The organism is Aequorivita sp. CIP111184 (genome assembly GCF_900489465.1).
In the GTDB taxonomy this organism is placed as follows: Bacteria; Bacteroidota; Bacteroidia; order Flavobacteriales; family Flavobacteriaceae; genus Aequorivita.
This window is the reverse complement of sequence record NZ_UEFQ01000015.1, coordinates 86,413-102,680: the sequence shown is the minus strand read 5'-3', so window position 1 is coordinate 102,680 and position 16,268 is coordinate 86,413. Positions and strand designations below refer to the sequence as shown.

The following is a 16,268-nucleotide window of genomic DNA, read 5'->3' as shown; positions in this document are numbered from 1 at the left end:
TTCAGATTCAGAAAATCTAATAAGTAGAAAATAAAAGATAAAATCAATTTGATTCAGGTGATTTGCTTTCCAAAGTTTCAAAAGATTGCTTCACTGAAATTATAATTATGTATGAACATTTTTTTCAATGTCCGCATTGTTGGGAAGAAATTTCGATGTTGCTTGATGCTTCCGTCCGGCACCAAATATATATAGAGGATTGCGAAATTTGTTGCAACCCAATCGAGCTTGAAATATCTTTTGAAGATGGCGTACTTATTGGCTTTTCCGCAATTGATATTGGTCAATAGCATTAAATTTCTTAAATTTAAAAACCAAACCTTCAAAAATCCCCCTTATGCTCTCCACCTTTAGTCTTGCAGACGATATAATAGGATTTATTGTTGATGGTCCTTATGACGAACTTGCTATTGAAAAAATACAGGCTGAAGTAAGTGAAAAGCTCGAAATTTATGATAAAGTAAATCTCTATCTCGAGGATACCGTTAATGCTGACATTTCGTTTAAGGCAATACTAAAAAACCTTCCCTTTAAAGTTAAGACCGGAAACCGTTTTCATAAAGTTGCAGTTGTTACGGACCGGAGATGGCTGCAGGTTATTAGCAATCTCGAAAAGTTATTTTTCAATGCAGAAATTCGCATTTTTTCAGGACAGAATAGACTCGAAGCAATACAATGGATAAGTCATTAATCTTTTTTATTACCTCCAAGCATCGTGTTTACAAGTGCATTTTTCAAACTTATCCATAAAAAATTAAAAACAGATTGATTTTTGTTTCGTATTGCATCAGCAGATCCTTCACGAAAGTGTTCATTTTTTTTCTCACTGTCTTTGGATATAAAAATGTTTGCAATTGCAGAAAGAAGCTTGTTTTTTCGTTTTCCGTCTTTTTGTAGAATTGTAACCTTGAAATCGGAATAGTTAATTTTCATATCCGTTTTGGAAGTTTCGTTGTTGCCATCAATCGTGAAATAGGTTTTATTTGTGTTGCCTTCCAGTTTTACTTTTAAATTTGGTTCTGTAAAACTATTCATCTTATCTGCATTTAGAGCTCCCACTTCTGCTTTAAAAATAAACTGGTCTTGCGGGTTTTGAACATCGAAACTCCAGTCTGCTGAAATAGGAGTTTTATCCATAAAATCTGCAGTGATCTTTAACTTGGTTTCTTGAGGACTTTTGTAAGTATTGCTCACATTAGAAATAGCAGCATTCAGATTTTCAAAATTAATGGAACCACCCATGTTTTCTTCCTTTTGTCTTTCTTCATATTTTATTTTGGCATCAGCAATTGTTAATGAATCTACGGTTAGCTCAAATGGTAGATCACGAAGCATTTTACTGTATAAGGGCTTTATTGTACGGTCATCGGCAACTAACTTATCTCGATAAATTTCAAGAAAAGGAGCTTTTAGCGATACCTGTTTGCTTTTTGCGAAAAAGCGATTGTGGTTAAAACCAAAATCAAAAGCGGCAATGGAAAGAGACTCCAGCGAAAGATCGTAATGATCGCGTTCCTTTGTTATAATTCGGGAAAGTTCTTTTTTGGAATATTTTGTTTTAAGAAGCAAATTTTTAAAAATGGCATTGTGATTTTTAATTGAAAAGTCTTCGACGGTAAGATTTTCATAAGGGCTTACTTTAACAAAAACAGTATCACTTTTGGCTTCAAAATCTTTGTAATCAAAAGGGATTTTACGAATAGCGGTTTCATTATCCACTCTTACTCCAGTCACTTCAACGGTTAGCCCACTTGTATAAATTTTTGTAGAATCCTTTTCCTTATCGTAAATAGCAAACTTGGTGTTCTTTATTTGAACACGGTCTATGATAATGGGCTTGTAAATTCGCGCAACTGGTTTGCGAACAGTATCTTTCGATGCCGTCATCTTATCTTTGTAATATGCGATTTTAGGATTTTCAAGTGAAATGGCTTTAACGTGGATCTCATCATTGAACAAATAATCCCAATAACTAATGTTTGAAATTTTCAGTTTTTCCACACTTATATAAGTGTGCTTAAGGTCGTCTTCCTTGTTTTTGATAATTAGCGAAGCATTTGTTACAACAATAGAACCCCCGAAAGATTCCACGTGTATATCATCATAAGCCCGGGCCATATTTTCAGGCAACCTTTCTTGAATGAATTTTTCAAGTTTATTTTTTAAAATTATATTTATAGAAACGGAGCCAACGATAAACACTGCCCCTAAGGCTAATAATGCAAAAACTATTTTCTTAAAACTTTTATTCATAATTTAAAGGTAGTAAAAGATACTAATGCAAAAAATACTTTATTTGACACTTTGCAAAAATTTATGTTTTACGGCTTGTGGGGTTCAAAATCCTTTGTATCTTTGCAGACCAATATTTCTGTCGGCATTATGAACCGAAAGTTTAAAGCTAAAGATGAAATATTGAAAATCCATCGCGGGATAGAGCAGTAGGTAGCTCGTCGGGCTCATAACCCGAAGGTCACTGGTTCGAGTCCAGTTCCCGCTACTAGTAAGGACAAGGCTTCACAGAAATGTGAGGCCTTTTTTTATGACTTGGGTACAACATAGGTACAACATTTAAAGATTTTTCTTGCCCACTTTAATTTGATACGTTTTTGTGTCAAATGCTAGTACATTTTATTTTTCCAGTCTAGTTTTAATGAAATTTGGGTTTCATAGTCCACTCAGCACATTCCCCTGCATTTCGCCAAAAGCTACATTTCGGTAAAAGCGCTTCATTGCAAAGGTCTTGGACACGACTCCAAAGCTTCCGCTGTCCATTCCACTTGTCCGCCCATTCCCGAGAAAAGTCGGGAAGCGGTCAAACTCCATTTCCAGCTACATCTTTGAAGTCAAGTCCGCTTTAAATCCTACTTTAAGAACATAATTCGTTTTCATAACCCGTTCAGCACATTGCCGCTCCATTCCGCGAAAAGCTGCATTTCGGGCAAAGAGCTTATTTACAAAGGTCTTGGACAAAACTCCAAAGATTCCGATTTCCATTACGTTAACCCTGCCTGAAAAACGACAGGAACACTTCATTCCCAATCTACATCTTTGAAGTTCAGTCCGCTTTAAATCCTATAAAATAAGGATAATCAATTTCCATAATCCGTTCAGCACATTCCCCTCCATTCCGCGAAAAGCTACATTCCGGGCAAAGAGCTTTCCTACAAGGATCTTGGACACCATCCACAATTTCTACTTTTCATTCCGCTTGCCCTTCCCGCTTTGCCGGGAAGCGCACTCCATTACAATCCGAAATCGTGAACGCAGTCCGCTTGATAGGAATTCCATTTAATCATTTGGTGCCACTTCCTATGTTATTGTAATTCACAAAAGCTTTTAGACGTACATCCGCACCCTCGCTGTTATACCCTTTTTTTGATAGCAAAATACCAACATTTGGAAGTTGAACGGACTGCATAAACCGTTCTCGCTGCGCTTCACTTTTTATAAGTCCTTATCAATTCCAAATATTGAAAATGTATCAGCAACAAAAAAAGGTAACAACGAGGGCGCTATGGGAAGTAAATCTAAAATGAATCTTATGAAATCTTACAAAAACATCAAAAAGGAAGCGGCACCAAAAAAAACAAAAAAGGAAAACACTCAAGATATAATAAGTAAATCACTTCAAAAAAAAATAAACGCAAACTGTCTGAATGGTTCAGATAGCAATTTTAATTAATTCTTAAATATTTTATTATGAGCACTTTAAAAAATCACGTACAGTTAATCGGAAACGTTGGACAAGAGCCAACCATTACAAACCTTGAAAGCGGTAAGAAAGTTGCCCGTTTTTCAATCGCAACAAACGAGTATTACAAGGATGCCAAAGGCGAAAAACAAACGGAAACCAATTGGCATACCATTGTGGCTTGGGGCAAGACTGCTGAAATCATTGAAAAATATGTAGGTAAGGGCAAAGAGGTAGGTGTTACAGGGAAATTGAAATCCCGAAGCTACGAGGACAAAGACGGTATCAAAAGATATGTTACCGAAATTGAAGCAAGCGAAATCTTGTTGCTTGGAAGTAAAAATGACAAGTAATTCTTAAAAATTAAAGAGGGCGTTCCTCTCGATAGTTGCGCCCTTTTTTCATTAAAAATCTTTAAAACTTTTATTATGAAAACTATTAAAAATCACGTTCAGTTAATTGGAAACATTGGGCAAGACCCGCAAATTACAAATCTTGAAAATGGAAAAATTGTGGCGCAGTTCTCAATGGCTACAAATGAAAACTACAAGGATGCAAAAGGGGAAAAGCAATCTGAAACCCATTGGCATAGTGTTGTGGCTTGGGGAAAACTTGCTACAATCATTGAGAAGTATGCAGTTGTAGGTAAACAAATTGCCATTGAAGGTAAATTGGCACAACGCTCTTATGAAACCAAGGAAGGCGAAAAACGATATTATACCGAAGTTGTAGCAAGGGAAATTCTTTTGCTTGGTAACAAAAACAGTAAGTAATATTAAAACTAAAGAGGGCGTCCAATCTCCAAAATTGCGCCCTCTATTTAATTATCCACTAATAAAAACAGATAACAATGAGAGCACAAGTTAAAGAAATAAAAGAAGGATTGCAACATTTTCACGGTACGGAAATGTTCTATCAAATCCCATTATTAAGAACACGTTTTACGGACGGATTGAAATATCTTGCTGATGTAGCGGATTGTTTTTGGCTCATTACGGACACTTCCGTAATTGCAAAAAGTCTGATGAACCGAAGCGAATTTGTAACCATCGATTTTAAAAGATTACCCGAAGATGAACAAGATATTACAGGCTACGAAGCTGAAATTATTTACACGGATGGCAACGATAATATTCTGGAAAAACACGGCTATCGGGCAACTGATTTTCCGCTCGATGAATTGCGGTTATTTTTTGTAAATGATACGCTGATGTTACCAAGCGAATATTAAAATCTAAAGCTATGGTATATCTCAATTTTACAGACTTGAGCGAAGAGGCTCAAAACCGACTTTTAGAAAACTCTAAAAAAGATGTGGAACGAAAATTTGGCGATGATATTCGCAAATACGTAAGGGAAAACTATACCTGTTTTGAAACGATGATAGAGGAAGAAGCATTACGAAATTTATATTCCTATAAGTTCATATTCAACATCTAATTTTCTAAACTTAATAATCAAGCACCTCTAAATTTTGGAGGTGTTTTTTCTGTTCAAGTAATTCCAGTTCAATAAAAAACCGTATCTTTATTTCGCTGAAATTCAGCACACATAATTTATATAGCTATCCTATTTTGACTTTCGCCGATAGCTGTATCCATCTTTTTTTTACGAATCGGAATTTGAACAGTTCCGAAAAAGGCAATTGGCTTTTTAGCCAGATTGTATGAAATTTTGTCCCGCGATAGCGGGACGAAAAGGAATAGCAAGAGGGTAACGGGCAGAGCCGCGTTACATATTCCTTTTAGCGTATAATGCTTTGATTTTCAATATATTGAAAATAAACGAATTATATAGGTTTCTTCGATTTGCGTCAAATGCCCTTGAACAGCCTGTAAACAGGGATGGATTTACGTCAAATGCACAAAAAAGCGAAAGAAAATGGACTCATTCATCACAATCAGGTTTAAGCGGGCAACTGCCAAACGTTTTCAGGAATTTTCCAAAACTCACTTCAAATCGCACACCGAGGCGATGGCAACAATACTCGATTTTTTCTTTTACAATGAGATTTCTCCAAAAGAAAAATTGGGCCCGACTGGAAGGACAATCGAAGCCAATTTAAAGAAACGTATCAATGCCGTTATCGCCATTATGAGAGATATGGAAATGACCCAAACGAAGCCGACGGTCGCAATGATGGAATCACTTTTTCAGACCGAAGCACCCAAAAAGAAACCGTTGATTTTGGAGAAGAAATTTATGGGAGAAAAGAATGAAGTGCGTTTTAAGGAAAAGGGAAATCCAAACAACGAACTCTAAATTTTAGAGCTATGTACATTACAATAACACCCCAAAAAATGGGAGGCAATTATTCTAAAAGTTCGGCGGATTTTGTTGGCTATTTGGAAAAAGAAAACCAAGGGTTAGAACAGGAGGATATGGAGCATTTTTTTAACCAAAATGGCGATGAGATTTCGGCAGAGGAAGTGGTCAGGGAAATCGATGGCAATACTGCAAAACTGGAAAAGACCGAACCAAGATTTTACTCTATTACCGTTAGTCCTTCAAAATATGAACTGAAACGATTGCAGAACCATAGTGAAGATTTGAAAACATATACGCGCGAGATTATGAAGGATTATGTGGCTTCATTTAATCGTGAAATCAAAGGGCGACCGGTCAATATCGATGACATAAAATATTATGCAAAAATCGAGCACCAGAGGACATTTAAGGGAACGGACAAACAGGTACAGGAAAACCAACCTTTTGCCACGAGAATACTTCAGATGAAAACCGATATCAGAAAGGTGGAACGTGGCGAACTTTCAGGAAACATCAAAACGATGGAACGAGAAATCGCCAAATTAGAAAAGGCAGCGCCAAACCAACAGAACGGAAAGCGCATCGTACAGGGAATGCAAAAGGAAGGCAGTCAAAGCCATATCCATATTATTGTGAGCCGGAAAGATGCGTCTAACAAATTCAGCTTATCGCCAGGAAGTAAATACAAAGCTTCCGATGTTGAACTAAATGGTAAGACGGTAAAACGGGGTTTTGACCGTGATAAATTTTTTACAAACGCCGAGAAAACCTTTGATAAAAAGTTTGGCTATCAAAGAAACTTTGCCGAGACCTATAAAGCTCGCAAAGATTTTATCAAAAATCCGAAAATTTATTTTGCATCATTGATGAAATTGCCCACCAATGAAAAGGCATTGGCGTTTAAAATAATGGGCAAAGCTGGCATTCCGATGATGCCGACTATTCCTGTCACCCAAGCACAACTGGCAATGAAAATTTTTAACAGGCTTCGACGTGGTGCGGAAGTGGCCATCAAATCAAGTTCCATCGGAATCTAAATTAGCATTATGCAAATGGAAAATCTTTTAACAATGCTTTTTATTATTGGTTTTGCCAGTACTGTATTCTACGGAATGTTTCGGGTATCAAAATATGCGTTCGCTTTCAATCTTTTAATGATTGGTACTTTGGCATTTTTTATTGCAAAGGAATCAGGATTAGCTTTGACACTGCTTTGTTTAGTATGTCCGCTAATGCTAATTAATATAGGATTGTATGTTTACCTTCATAAAACCGAAAGCCCAAAAAATGGCGACAGTAAATATCAGGTCAACTTTGCAACGACCAAAGGAAATTTTAAATTGGATAACATTAAACGTGGCGCATCGGTCATCGGTTCTGCCGGAAGTGGAAAGACTGAAAGTGTAGTTTATGGTTTTCTGAAACACTTCCGGAAAGAAGGGTTTTGCGGGATTATTCACGACTACAAAGATTTTGAATTGACCGAAATGGCATATCCACTTTTCAAGGATAGTGATATCCCGTTTAAGGTCATTTCCTTCGATAAAATCATCCATAGGGCAAATCCCATCGCACCTCGCTATTTAGAGAACGAGGAAAGCGTAAATGAGGTCTCAAGGGTATTGATTGAAAACCTTTTGGAGCAAAGGGAATCTGGCACAACTGGAACGACCAAATTTTTCAACGATGCTGCGGAAGGATTGATTGGCGGATTGATTTGGAAGTTAAAAACCGACTATTCTCAATACTGTACATTGCCTCATTTAATAGCGGTTTATCAATATCTGGACACGGACAGCCTTATCCAGTTTTTGGAAACCAATACAACATCGAGAGCGATGGCAGATGCATTTATTAGCGGTAAGGATTCTGAAAGACAGACCGCAGGTGTAAAAAGCACCTTGGCTAATGCGCTGAAACGAATTAGCACGCAGCGAATTTTTATGGTATTGTCCGCAGATGAAGTAGAACTCAATATAAATAGCCCCAAAAACCCTTGTGTGATTTCGATTGTGAATAATCCGAAATTTGAAACTTCGTATTCCCCAGTTATTGCAACTATTATTCACACCATCACAAAGCAAATGAGTGTACGGAATTCCAAATCTTCGTTCCTGCTAATGGAAGAAGCACCAACAATACGTTTATTAAATATGCACCGGATTCCTGCAACCCTTAGAAGCTATAACATTTCTACGATTTATGTGATGCAGGACAAGATTCAAAATGATATGATGTATGGCGACAAGGCGAGCAAAGCAATTTTGAGCAATTTATCCTATCAATTTTTCGGTAAGGTAAACGACCCAGACACCGCAAAATATTACGAACGCTTTTTTGAGATAGTCAAAGACCCAACGAAAAGTATCAGTCGTGGAAACAATCTTGATTTTGACACGCGAGTAACTACAGGCGAAAAGGAAATCCCAAAGATTAGGGCAGATGTTTTCTTTAGATTGAAGCAAGGCGAGTTTATCACTTATGCAGATGGTAAGGATAAGAGGGTTCAATTTAAGTTGGCTAATATACCAAGGGAATTGCCACAGGAATCTAACCAGTTTTCCCAGACAGATTTAGCGGCTAATTTTGAGAGGGTTTATGATGAGGCGCGGTCGATATTTAAATGAATTTCATTTAATGCAAAACAAATGTTTATCCATTTAAAATATAAATTTTAGCTCATATCTTCAAGTTTGAATCAAGAGAATAGAAACCAACTCATTCTTACTTCTTGTATAATTATTAACATAATTCCACAATATTTCTTTATTTTTGCGTTTTCGATACAATGCAAACAATGGATTATAAAAAACAGCTTGGCAAAAATATAGCCGCATTATTGCTCTTCGTAGCTTTAATGTTGCCTACTGCCGTTCAGTTTGTTCATATGTTTGAAGGACACGAACACATTGCTTGCACCGAACAGACAACCCATATACATAAATCCGAAGTAAAGTGTGAAATATGTCATTTTCACTTGGCATCCTTCAACTACGATATTGACCAATATCCTGAATTATTACTTCCATCAATCCCTGTAAAAATTGAAGCAAACTTCGCTTCTTTACAGTTTCATTCCTTTAAAATAACCAATACCCAGCTTCGCGCACCACCTACTCTTTCTTAATAAACAAACACTTTTAATAATGTTAATTAAGAATCTATATGCGCACGTATGCACTATTTATACTGCTATTATGCAGTATTACATCTTTTTCACAAAATTGTAATAACACACTTTCCGGTACGGTAACAGACCTTCACGATGGTTCATTGCTTGTAGGCGCAACACTTATTGTTGCAGGTTCTGAACAAGCTGTAGTGACAGACCTCGATGGGAAATTTATACTTAAAAATTTATGCGATGATACCTATTCCATACAGGTATCGCATCCATTCTGCCTGACCAAAGGATTTACGATTAAGGTAACTGGTAACACGACCAAAAACTTTAAATTGGAACACCATTTGGAAGAACTTAACCAAATTACCGTTGCGAGAAAAGCTTACAGCAACAAGTCCAAAACGATACTCGAAAATACTATTTCAAAAGAAGAATTAGAACGTTTTAGCAGCGGTACTTTGGGCGATGCACTCAACAGTTTGAGCGGAGTTTCTTCACTTAATACTGGAAACACAGTTGTAAAACCATTGATTAATGGCCTTCATAGCAGTCGTGTTGTCATTATAAATAATGGCGTTCGGATGGAAGACCAAGAATGGGGGGCAGAACACGCCCCAAATGTTGATATCAATTCCGCAGGAAATTTAACGCTGATAAAAGGTGCAGGCGCATTGCAATACGGTGGCGATGCTTTGGGAGGAGTGATTGTTGCCGAAGCTTCAAAAATTCCTGTAAAAGATAGTCTTTATGGAAAAACCTTATTTACGGGAGCAAGCAATGGTCGCGGTACTTCGCTGACTTCTCAATTGACAAAAAGCTATCAAAGTGGTTGGTATGCAACCGTGCAAGGAACATTAAAACGTTTTGGCGATTTTGAAGCACCAGATTATGTGTTGAGCAATACAGGGATTTTTGAACGCAATGCTTCTTTTCACGTTGGGCTTAATCGGTTTGATTATGGAATTGAGGCGTATTATTCACTTTTTAAAAATGAAATCGGCATTTTAAGGGCATCCCACTTGGGCGGTGCGCAAGACCAAATTCGGGCAATAAATAGTGACAGACCTTTAATGATAAATGACTTTACCTACAATATCATTGCGCCAAAACAAGATGTTACGCACCATTTGGCACGGATAAAAGGATTTAAAAGGTTTGATGGTTTCGGAAAATTGAGCTTGCAATATGACTTTCAGCGGAACAAACGTTTGGAATTCGATATTAGGCGTGGTGCAGATAAAGACAACGCTTCGTTGGATTTACAATTGGACACACATACGTTGATGCTCGATTTGGATTCTCATATAACAGATGCAGTAAGCCTAAAAACTGGTCTAATGGCACGATATCAAAACAACTTTGCAGACCCAAATACGGGAGTGCGTAGGTTGATACCAGATTATGACAAATATGATTTGGGAATTTATGCCATAGCGGATTACAGATTGAACGATAAATTGCTTTTGGAAGCAGGAGGACGTTTTGATTATACCTATATGGACGTTTTTAAATTCTACCGCACCTCTTTTTGGGAATCCCGTAATTATGACGAACTCTTCCCCGAAATTGTAGTCGAAAAATTGGACAATCAGATTTTGACCAATCCGCAACTTAATTTTAATAACGCTTCGGCAACTTTGGGAGCCACATACGCCTTTAGCGATGAATACAAACTGTTTTTCAATTATTCATTGGCATCCCGTGCGCCCAATCCTTCCGAACTTTTTAGCGAGGGCTTGCACCATTCCGCTTCCCGCATCGAGTTGGGCGATTTGCGTTTTAAATCAGAAATCGGCCATAAATTGGCGTTGACGTTTCAACGGGAAAATGAAAAATTTAGCTTTTCAGTAAGTCCTTTTATAAACACCATTAACGACTTTATCGTTATCGAACCCACAGAAATCCAGCAAACGGTACGGGGTAATTTTCAAGTTTGGGAATACAGACAAACGAATGCCCAACTTTTGGGAGTAGATTTTGATGCGTCATATTCCTTTGCCAAAAACTTACGCTTCAACAATCAATTTTCACTTGTAAAAGGATACGACCGCACAAGGGATGAACCCTTGATAAGTATGCCACCCGTAAATACCAAGAACGAAATTGTGTATCAAAATCCTGATTTCAAGAATCTACGGTTGGCATTACAAAGTGAGTATGTGTTTCGCCAAAACGAATTTCCCAATAACAATTTTGAAGTGTTTATACCAGAGACCGAAACGATGGAAATAGTTGACTTAAGCACACCGCCAGATGCTTACCATTTGCTCAATTTTAATTCAAGCATCGATTTTAAAGCCACTCAAAAATCAACACTTACCGTAGGTTTTGGTATTACCAATCTATTAAACACATCATATCGTAATTACCTGAACCGTCTGCGCTATTATGCAGACGATTTGGGCAGAAACTTTTTATTAAATCTCAAACTCAATTATTAATTTTTAAAATCAAAAACAAATGAAAAACGTAAAATTTTTAGCAACTGCAATTTTTGCAACAGTATTGTTCGTGTCGTGTTCAAAAGACGACGATACGCCAGAGCCAGTAAATGAAGAAGAAGTGATTACCACAATGACGGTAACCCTTGCGCCAAATGGAGGTGGAACACCAATTACCTTACAGACCCGCGATTTGGATGGCGATGGTCCGAACGCCCCTGTTATTTCTGTTTCAGGAAATTTAGCAACTGGTGTTGCCTATAATGGTACAATCGTTCTGCTTAACGAAACCGTGAACCCACCCGAAATTATTACCGAAGAAGTAGAAGAAGAAGCAGAGGAACATCAGTTTTTTTATACCATTGGTGGTGGGCTTGAGGTATCGACAGCCTATTCTAATTTTGATGCTGATGGAAACAACTTGGGTACACAGTTCACACTTACAGCAGATGCAACTAGTTCAGGAACATTAACGTTTACATTACGTCACTTGCCAACAAAGCCAAACACAGGTCTTGGCGATGCTGGAGGAGAGACAGATATTGCAGCAACATTTAACGTAACGGTACAATAGATTTGAATTAGTCACACTTTTATTTGTTCCTAAAAGAAATGCCCTCTGTAAAAATATATGCAGGGGGCATTTTATTTATTGATAAGTTAACAAAACGTAATCCTACCAGTTTTTTGGAAAAGTCAATGACCCTGACACCACCAAATATTACGAACGGTTTTTTGAGATTGTTAAGGATTCTACCAAGAGTGTGAGTCGAGGTCATAATCTGGATTTTTATACACGCATCACGATAGGCGAAAAGGAAATTACAAAGATAAGAGCCGTTGTTTTCTTTAGGTTGAGACAGGTCGAATTTATTACGTATGCAGATTGGACAGATATGAAGGTTCAATTTAAGTTGGCTAATATACCAAGGGAATTGCCACAGGATTCTAACCAGTTTCCCCAAACAGATTTAGCGGCTAATTTTGAGAGGGTTTATGAGGAGGCGAGGTCTATTTTCAAATGAAGTAATATCATTTAAAGAATTTAATTCAATTAAAAATTGGTCTATAAAATTATATATTTGTTTATATATAAAATTACCCAAATAAATTCGAAGAAAATGAAGTCAACAACCAAAAAAATTACGACAAACACAAGGGTAATTAAAGACCTTTTGACAAAGTACAAGGATACTTTTCAGGCATTTCGTGAATTAATAAACAATTCTTTGCAGGCAAAAGCAAAAAATATTGAAATAAACATTGAATATGTAAATGAGGCAAATATCAAAGCTCCAATAAAATCAATAGAGATTAAAGATGATGGATTTGGCGTTCCTTATAGCGAATTTGAAAACAGGGTATTGGAAATTGGAACTACTGTTAAACCAAGCGGTCAGGGTATTGGTAGATTTAGTTCTCTCCAAATTGGAGAATTAATGCATATTGATACAGTAGGCTACGATAGCGAGGAAAAACAATTTTCTCAAACTAAATTCAGTATAGATACATTAGATTTTAATGATGCCCAATTAGAAGACACAGAGTTTAAAGTTGATTACGAATATCTTGATGGAGAGCATAACCCGTATTATAAAGTTACCATTGAGCAACTACATCATAATAAGCAGGAAAAATTAGCAAAAAGGAACAGAATTCACGAAAATTTTCTAAAACCGAATATAAATCAGGCAATTTTTGAACACTATCCATTTGAGATTTTTCACGATACAGTGAACTTTATTATTAATGGAAAAACTTTAAAAAGAGAACATTTTGTTATTGATAAACCTTCCAAAAAATCAATTGAGTATACTGACAAAAAAGGAAAAACTCACAACCTGAATTTTTATTTTTATAATATCAATTCTACTCTAAACAAAGTCAAAGTATTTTTTCAAACCGATAATGCAGGTTTAAAAAGTGTTGCACACGAATACACTTATTCTTCAGATTGGTACACGCCTGATTTGGGAACGTGGTTTATATACATAGAATCTCCAATGTTGAATACAGATTTATTTAGAAATTTGGATTTGGAAACTTTGGGCGAAGCAGAAATCAACAATCTGAAGAACACTATAAAAGATACAGTCAATGATTTCTTTAAGGCAAAAAATAAAAGATTCGATAAGTTTTTAAAGGATTTAGAAAAAGATAGATACTATCCTTATCAAAATAATGAGCATCCAGCTTCTAAATCACAAGAAGTCCTCTTCAAAAAAGTTGCATACCTTTTAGAAGATGAGCACAAATTGATTCAAAAGGATGATAAAATAAGAAACTTTTTATACCCTTTACTTGATAAGGCGATAGGAAATGGGAATATTGAGTACATTTTCAAAAAAGTTTTAAAACTTTCCGAGGAAAGTTTGGAGAAATTTCATAATCTTTTGGAGAAAACTGATTTAGAGGATGTTGTCCATTTTGCGAGCGTAGTAGCAGAAAAAACAGAATTTTTAGAATTTCTTCACGAACTAACCTATGGAGAAATATCAAAACATATAAAAGAAAGAAGCCAACTACATAAAATTGTAGAAGACCAATTATGGTTATTTGGGGAAAATTACAATGGAACTCCTAAATTATGGTCAGACAAGAAGATTGGCAATATCTTGAAAGAATTGAGGGAAAAATATTTTGAATACAAGCCAACTAATGAGGATGAAAACTTGATTGAATTAGACGAGCGAGGTCTGAATGATATAACAGATTTGTTCTTTTTCAATGAGAAGATTACCGACTCTAACGAAAAGGAAATTATGGTCGTCGAATTAAAGTCTCCTAAATGTGCAATTAGTAAAAAAGAACTAAATCAAATTGATGAGTATGCTTTTACAATAGAACAGCATTCAGGCTTGCCTAATGAGAAGGTCAAATATAAATTGATTTTAATTTCATCACGTCTCACAAAATATGCAAAATCGCAGGTCAACTCCAGAAGGTTGAATTCCCCTGATAATCCTTTTTTGTACGACCGGAAGACAGAAAAAAATATAGAAGTTTACGTGATGGAGTGGTCCGAATTAATAGAACAAAACAATAGAAAATTGAGTTATTTGGCGAACAAACTTAATATAAAAGACAAATCTGTAAAAAAGAAATTTGAAAAAGAATATGCAGAATTGATTGATGAAAAAATATCGGCACAGTTGCGACTTGTGAAATAAAAAGAGAAAAATTATATTAAAAAATTATCAAGAATAGTTGAGACTTATCTTATTTTGATAATCCGTCCAATTTCTTAACGTGAATTTTCTACTTGTAAAATTTTCCGAAATGCGTTTTCCGTGGTTCTTTAAAAATTACAACTAATTAAAACAAACCATCGAAAACATAATATGATTTCTACCGAAACACTAACCATCATCCTTGAACAACGTGAATCTTCAACATTAGATTTTAAAGAAAATCTTTATGATTTCGCAAATGACCGAGACTTAAAGAATACAGCCAAATTTGTAAAAGATGTTATTAGTTTTTCCAACACTATAAGAACTGAAAATGGTTTTATTCTCTTTGGTGTTAAAGAAAAGAAAGATAAAACTTTAGACTTGGTAGGACTAAAAAATTCTGTTGATGATGCAATACTTCAAGAAAAAGTAAAAGACAAAGTTTTTCCACGTCCTTTCTTTGAATATTACGAATTAGATTATGAGAGCAAGAAAATTGGTATTCTTGAATTTCCAATAGCAAAATACGAATTGCCAATTACACCAACTATTAAGTTAAAAGGTCTTGAAACAGGAAAGGTATATTATCGAAATGGCTCTTCCAATACAGAAGCAAATGCAATTGACGTTATCAGGATTAATGATTGGCTAAAAGCGTTGCCAGGTAACTTAAAACTTACTTTAACCGACAAAATCTCTGAAATATTAAAAAGACTGACTCTTAATCAAGAAAAATTATCAGTCATAATTGCAGATTTACTAAACATCGCCAAAATCCATCAATTAAGTGAACTCGAAATATTTTGTTCCGCTCAAATAAGAGGTATAAAGCACGACAATGCGGAAAATCATAAATACAGAATTCAAAAAGTTTTTATATCTCTAAACGGAATAGAAACCAATCCTTATTCATTTATCGATATCACGACAGATATGATTAAAAAGGAAATGGAAGCGGATGATAGTTTTTTCGAACACAGAATGTTGCTCAATCATTCAATTATTAAAATAGAAGAATTGCTCGAAAGATTTCATAATAATAAAACGTATGGTACACTAAAAATGAGTAGTCAACATTTATTTGGAAAAGGCGATTATGACCTCAATGTTTTCATTTTTGAGAATAACATAAGAGACGTTTACAGCATCATTAAGCAAAAGACTATTGATGAATTGATGAAAGTTTGATACAAATTTATCCTAACGCGCGGTATTGACTATACTTCCCCAAATTTCAATGCCGCTTCCCCACCACCACAAACAAACTATTTACATTTTATACACAATTTTTTGAGATATATAAATTAACTTGATTATTTTGGTAGCTGAAAAAACAAGTTCTAAAATGAACCGAATTAAGGAAGTGCTGGAACAAAAGGGAATAAAACAAACTTGGCTCGCTCAAAAGCTTGGCAAAAGCTATAATATGGTTAATGCCTACGCTCAAAACAGGCAACAACCAAGATTGGAAACCCTAATGGATATAGCCAACATTTTGGACGTGGATGTAAAAGAATTGATAATCTCTAACCTGTCTGCCGATAAGGCAGATAAAGACCAACACTAAT

At 35.8% G+C, this 16,268-nt stretch carries 17 protein-coding genes, 1 tRNA gene and 1 pseudogene; 18 read left to right on the top strand and 1 reads right to left on the bottom strand.

The window, feature by feature from the left end:
* The first annotated feature begins 107 nt into the window (after positions 1–107).
* Entirely contained in the window at positions 108–290 is a 183-nt protein-coding gene (locus AEQU1_RS04855; protein ID WP_111879553.1) for a CPXCG motif-containing cysteine-rich protein, read from the top strand.
* A gap of 47 nt (positions 291–337) precedes the next feature.
* Positions 338–691, top strand: a complete 354-nt coding sequence (locus AEQU1_RS04850; RefSeq protein WP_111879246.1) for an STAS/SEC14 domain-containing protein — start codon at positions 338–340, stop codon at positions 689–691.
* On the opposite strand, the gene AEQU1_RS04845 is transcribed toward AEQU1_RS04850, so the two are convergent.
* Positions 688–2,253 (bottom strand): hypothetical protein, encoded by a 1,566-nt coding sequence (locus AEQU1_RS04845; protein ID WP_111879244.1) that lies wholly within the window; start codon positions 2,251–2,253, stop codon positions 688–690. The genes AEQU1_RS04850 and AEQU1_RS04845 overlap by 4 nt on opposite strands.
* Before the next feature lie 174 nt (positions 2,254–2,427).
* On the opposite strand from AEQU1_RS04845, the gene AEQU1_RS04840 reads away from it, so the two are divergent.
* The 16 genes and pseudogenes from AEQU1_RS04840 to AEQU1_RS04770 all read left to right on the top strand — a co-directional run bounded on the left by AEQU1_RS04840 (position 2,428) and on the right by AEQU1_RS04770 (position 16,267).
* Positions 2,428–2,500, top strand: a tRNA-Met gene (locus AEQU1_RS04840).
* 1,044 nt (positions 2,501–3,544) lie between these two features.
* Positions 3,545–3,685, top strand: a complete 141-nt coding sequence (locus AEQU1_RS04835; RefSeq protein ID WP_181566718.1) for a hypothetical protein — start codon at positions 3,545–3,547, stop codon at positions 3,683–3,685.
* A 17-nt stretch (positions 3,686–3,702) separates the two neighbouring features.
* Entirely contained in the window at positions 3,703–4,047 is a 345-nt protein-coding gene (locus AEQU1_RS04830; protein ID WP_111879241.1) for a single-stranded DNA-binding protein, read from the top strand.
* Positions 4,048–4,122: 75 nt separating this feature from the next.
* On the top strand, positions 4,123–4,467 hold the full coding sequence (locus AEQU1_RS04825; RefSeq protein ID WP_111879239.1) for a single-stranded DNA-binding protein: 345 nt from the start codon (positions 4,123–4,125) through the stop codon (positions 4,465–4,467).
* 77 nt (positions 4,468–4,544) lie between these two features.
* A complete protein-coding gene (locus AEQU1_RS04820; RefSeq protein WP_111879238.1) occupies positions 4,545–4,925 on the top strand; it encodes a DUF6876 family protein in 381 nt (126 codons plus the stop codon).
* 11 nt (positions 4,926–4,936) lie between these two features.
* Positions 4,937–5,134 (top strand): hypothetical protein, encoded by a 198-nt coding sequence (locus AEQU1_RS04815; RefSeq protein WP_026754830.1) that lies wholly within the window; start codon positions 4,937–4,939, stop codon positions 5,132–5,134.
* A gap of 441 nt (positions 5,135–5,575) precedes the next feature.
* Positions 5,576–5,956 (top strand): BfmA/BtgA family mobilization protein, encoded by a 381-nt coding sequence (locus AEQU1_RS04810; protein WP_111879236.1) that lies wholly within the window; start codon positions 5,576–5,578, stop codon positions 5,954–5,956.
* 11 nt (positions 5,957–5,967) lie between these two features.
* The gene (gene mobB, locus AEQU1_RS04805) at positions 5,968–6,999 is read left to right on the top strand and encodes a MobB family relaxase (protein ID WP_111879235.1); all 1,032 of its coding nucleotides are present in this window, start codon (positions 5,968–5,970) and stop codon (positions 6,997–6,999) included.
* A gap of 9 nt (positions 7,000–7,008) precedes the next feature.
* A complete protein-coding gene (locus AEQU1_RS04800; protein ID WP_111879233.1) occupies positions 7,009–8,589 on the top strand; it encodes a type IV secretory system conjugative DNA transfer family protein in 1,581 nt (526 codons plus the stop codon).
* 170 nt (positions 8,590–8,759) lie between these two features.
* Positions 8,760–9,089, top strand: coding sequence for a hypothetical protein (locus tag AEQU1_RS04795; protein ID WP_146743714.1), 330 nt, complete (start codon positions 8,760–8,762; stop codon positions 9,087–9,089).
* Positions 9,090–9,127: 38 nt separating this feature from the next.
* Positions 9,128–11,527 (top strand): TonB-dependent receptor, encoded by a 2,400-nt coding sequence (locus AEQU1_RS04790; RefSeq protein WP_111879230.1) that lies wholly within the window; start codon positions 9,128–9,130, stop codon positions 11,525–11,527.
* A gap of 19 nt (positions 11,528–11,546) precedes the next feature.
* The gene (locus AEQU1_RS04785) at positions 11,547–12,101 is read left to right on the top strand and encodes a type 1 periplasmic binding fold superfamily protein (RefSeq protein WP_111879229.1); all 555 of its coding nucleotides are present in this window, start codon (positions 11,547–11,549) and stop codon (positions 12,099–12,101) included.
* 100 nt (positions 12,102–12,201) lie between these two features.
* Positions 12,202–12,552 (top strand): annotated as a pseudogene (locus AEQU1_RS16280) (type IV secretory system conjugative DNA transfer family protein); the annotation flags it as partial.
* A 96-nt stretch (positions 12,553–12,648) separates the two neighbouring features.
* On the top strand, positions 12,649–14,697 hold the full coding sequence (locus AEQU1_RS04780) for an ATP-binding protein (RefSeq protein WP_111879227.1): 2,049 nt from the start codon (positions 12,649–12,651) through the stop codon (positions 14,695–14,697).
* Positions 14,698–14,868: 171 nt separating this feature from the next.
* Positions 14,869–15,888 (top strand): ATP-binding protein, encoded by a 1,020-nt coding sequence (locus tag AEQU1_RS04775; RefSeq protein ID WP_111879225.1) that lies wholly within the window; start codon positions 14,869–14,871, stop codon positions 15,886–15,888.
* 157 nt (positions 15,889–16,045) lie between these two features.
* On the top strand, positions 16,046–16,267 hold the full coding sequence (locus AEQU1_RS04770) for a helix-turn-helix domain-containing protein (protein WP_111879552.1): 222 nt from the start codon (positions 16,046–16,048) through the stop codon (positions 16,265–16,267).
* Position 16,268 lies beyond the last annotated feature (1 nt).

Excerpts from the sequence above, each read along its gene's own strand:
- AEQU1_RS04855 (WP_111879553.1), top strand. The coding sequence starts at position 108 with ATGTATGAACATTTTTTTCAATGTCCGCATTGTTGGGAAGAAATTTCG.
- AEQU1_RS04850 (WP_111879246.1), top strand. The coding sequence starts at position 338 with ATGCTCTCCACCTTTAGTCTTGCAGACGATATAATAGGATTTATTGTT.
- AEQU1_RS04845 (WP_111879244.1), bottom strand. The coding sequence starts at position 2,253 with ATGAATAAAAGTTTTAAGAAAATAGTTTTTGCATTATTAGCCTTAGGG.
- AEQU1_RS04835 (WP_181566718.1), top strand. The coding sequence starts at position 3,545 with ATGAAATCTTACAAAAACATCAAAAAGGAAGCGGCACCAAAAAAAACA.
- AEQU1_RS04830 (WP_111879241.1), top strand. The coding sequence starts at position 3,703 with ATGAGCACTTTAAAAAATCACGTACAGTTAATCGGAAACGTTGGACAA.
- AEQU1_RS04825 (WP_111879239.1), top strand. The coding sequence starts at position 4,123 with ATGAAAACTATTAAAAATCACGTTCAGTTAATTGGAAACATTGGGCAA.
- AEQU1_RS04820 (WP_111879238.1), top strand. The coding sequence starts at position 4,545 with ATGAGAGCACAAGTTAAAGAAATAAAAGAAGGATTGCAACATTTTCAC.
- AEQU1_RS04815 (WP_026754830.1), top strand. The coding sequence starts at position 4,937 with ATGGTATATCTCAATTTTACAGACTTGAGCGAAGAGGCTCAAAACCGA.
- AEQU1_RS04810 (WP_111879236.1), top strand. The coding sequence starts at position 5,576 with ATGGACTCATTCATCACAATCAGGTTTAAGCGGGCAACTGCCAAACGT.
- mobB (WP_111879235.1), top strand. The coding sequence starts at position 5,968 with ATGTACATTACAATAACACCCCAAAAAATGGGAGGCAATTATTCTAAA.
- AEQU1_RS04800 (WP_111879233.1), top strand. The coding sequence starts at position 7,009 with ATGCAAATGGAAAATCTTTTAACAATGCTTTTTATTATTGGTTTTGCC.
- AEQU1_RS04795 (WP_146743714.1), top strand. The coding sequence starts at position 8,760 with ATGGATTATAAAAAACAGCTTGGCAAAAATATAGCCGCATTATTGCTC.
- AEQU1_RS04790 (WP_111879230.1), top strand. The coding sequence starts at position 9,128 with ATGCGCACGTATGCACTATTTATACTGCTATTATGCAGTATTACATCT.
- AEQU1_RS04785 (WP_111879229.1), top strand. The coding sequence starts at position 11,547 with ATGAAAAACGTAAAATTTTTAGCAACTGCAATTTTTGCAACAGTATTG.
- AEQU1_RS04780 (WP_111879227.1), top strand. The coding sequence starts at position 12,649 with ATGAAGTCAACAACCAAAAAAATTACGACAAACACAAGGGTAATTAAA.
- AEQU1_RS04775 (WP_111879225.1), top strand. The coding sequence starts at position 14,869 with ATGATTTCTACCGAAACACTAACCATCATCCTTGAACAACGTGAATCT.
- AEQU1_RS04770 (WP_111879552.1), top strand. The coding sequence starts at position 16,046 with ATGAACCGAATTAAGGAAGTGCTGGAACAAAAGGGAATAAAACAAACT.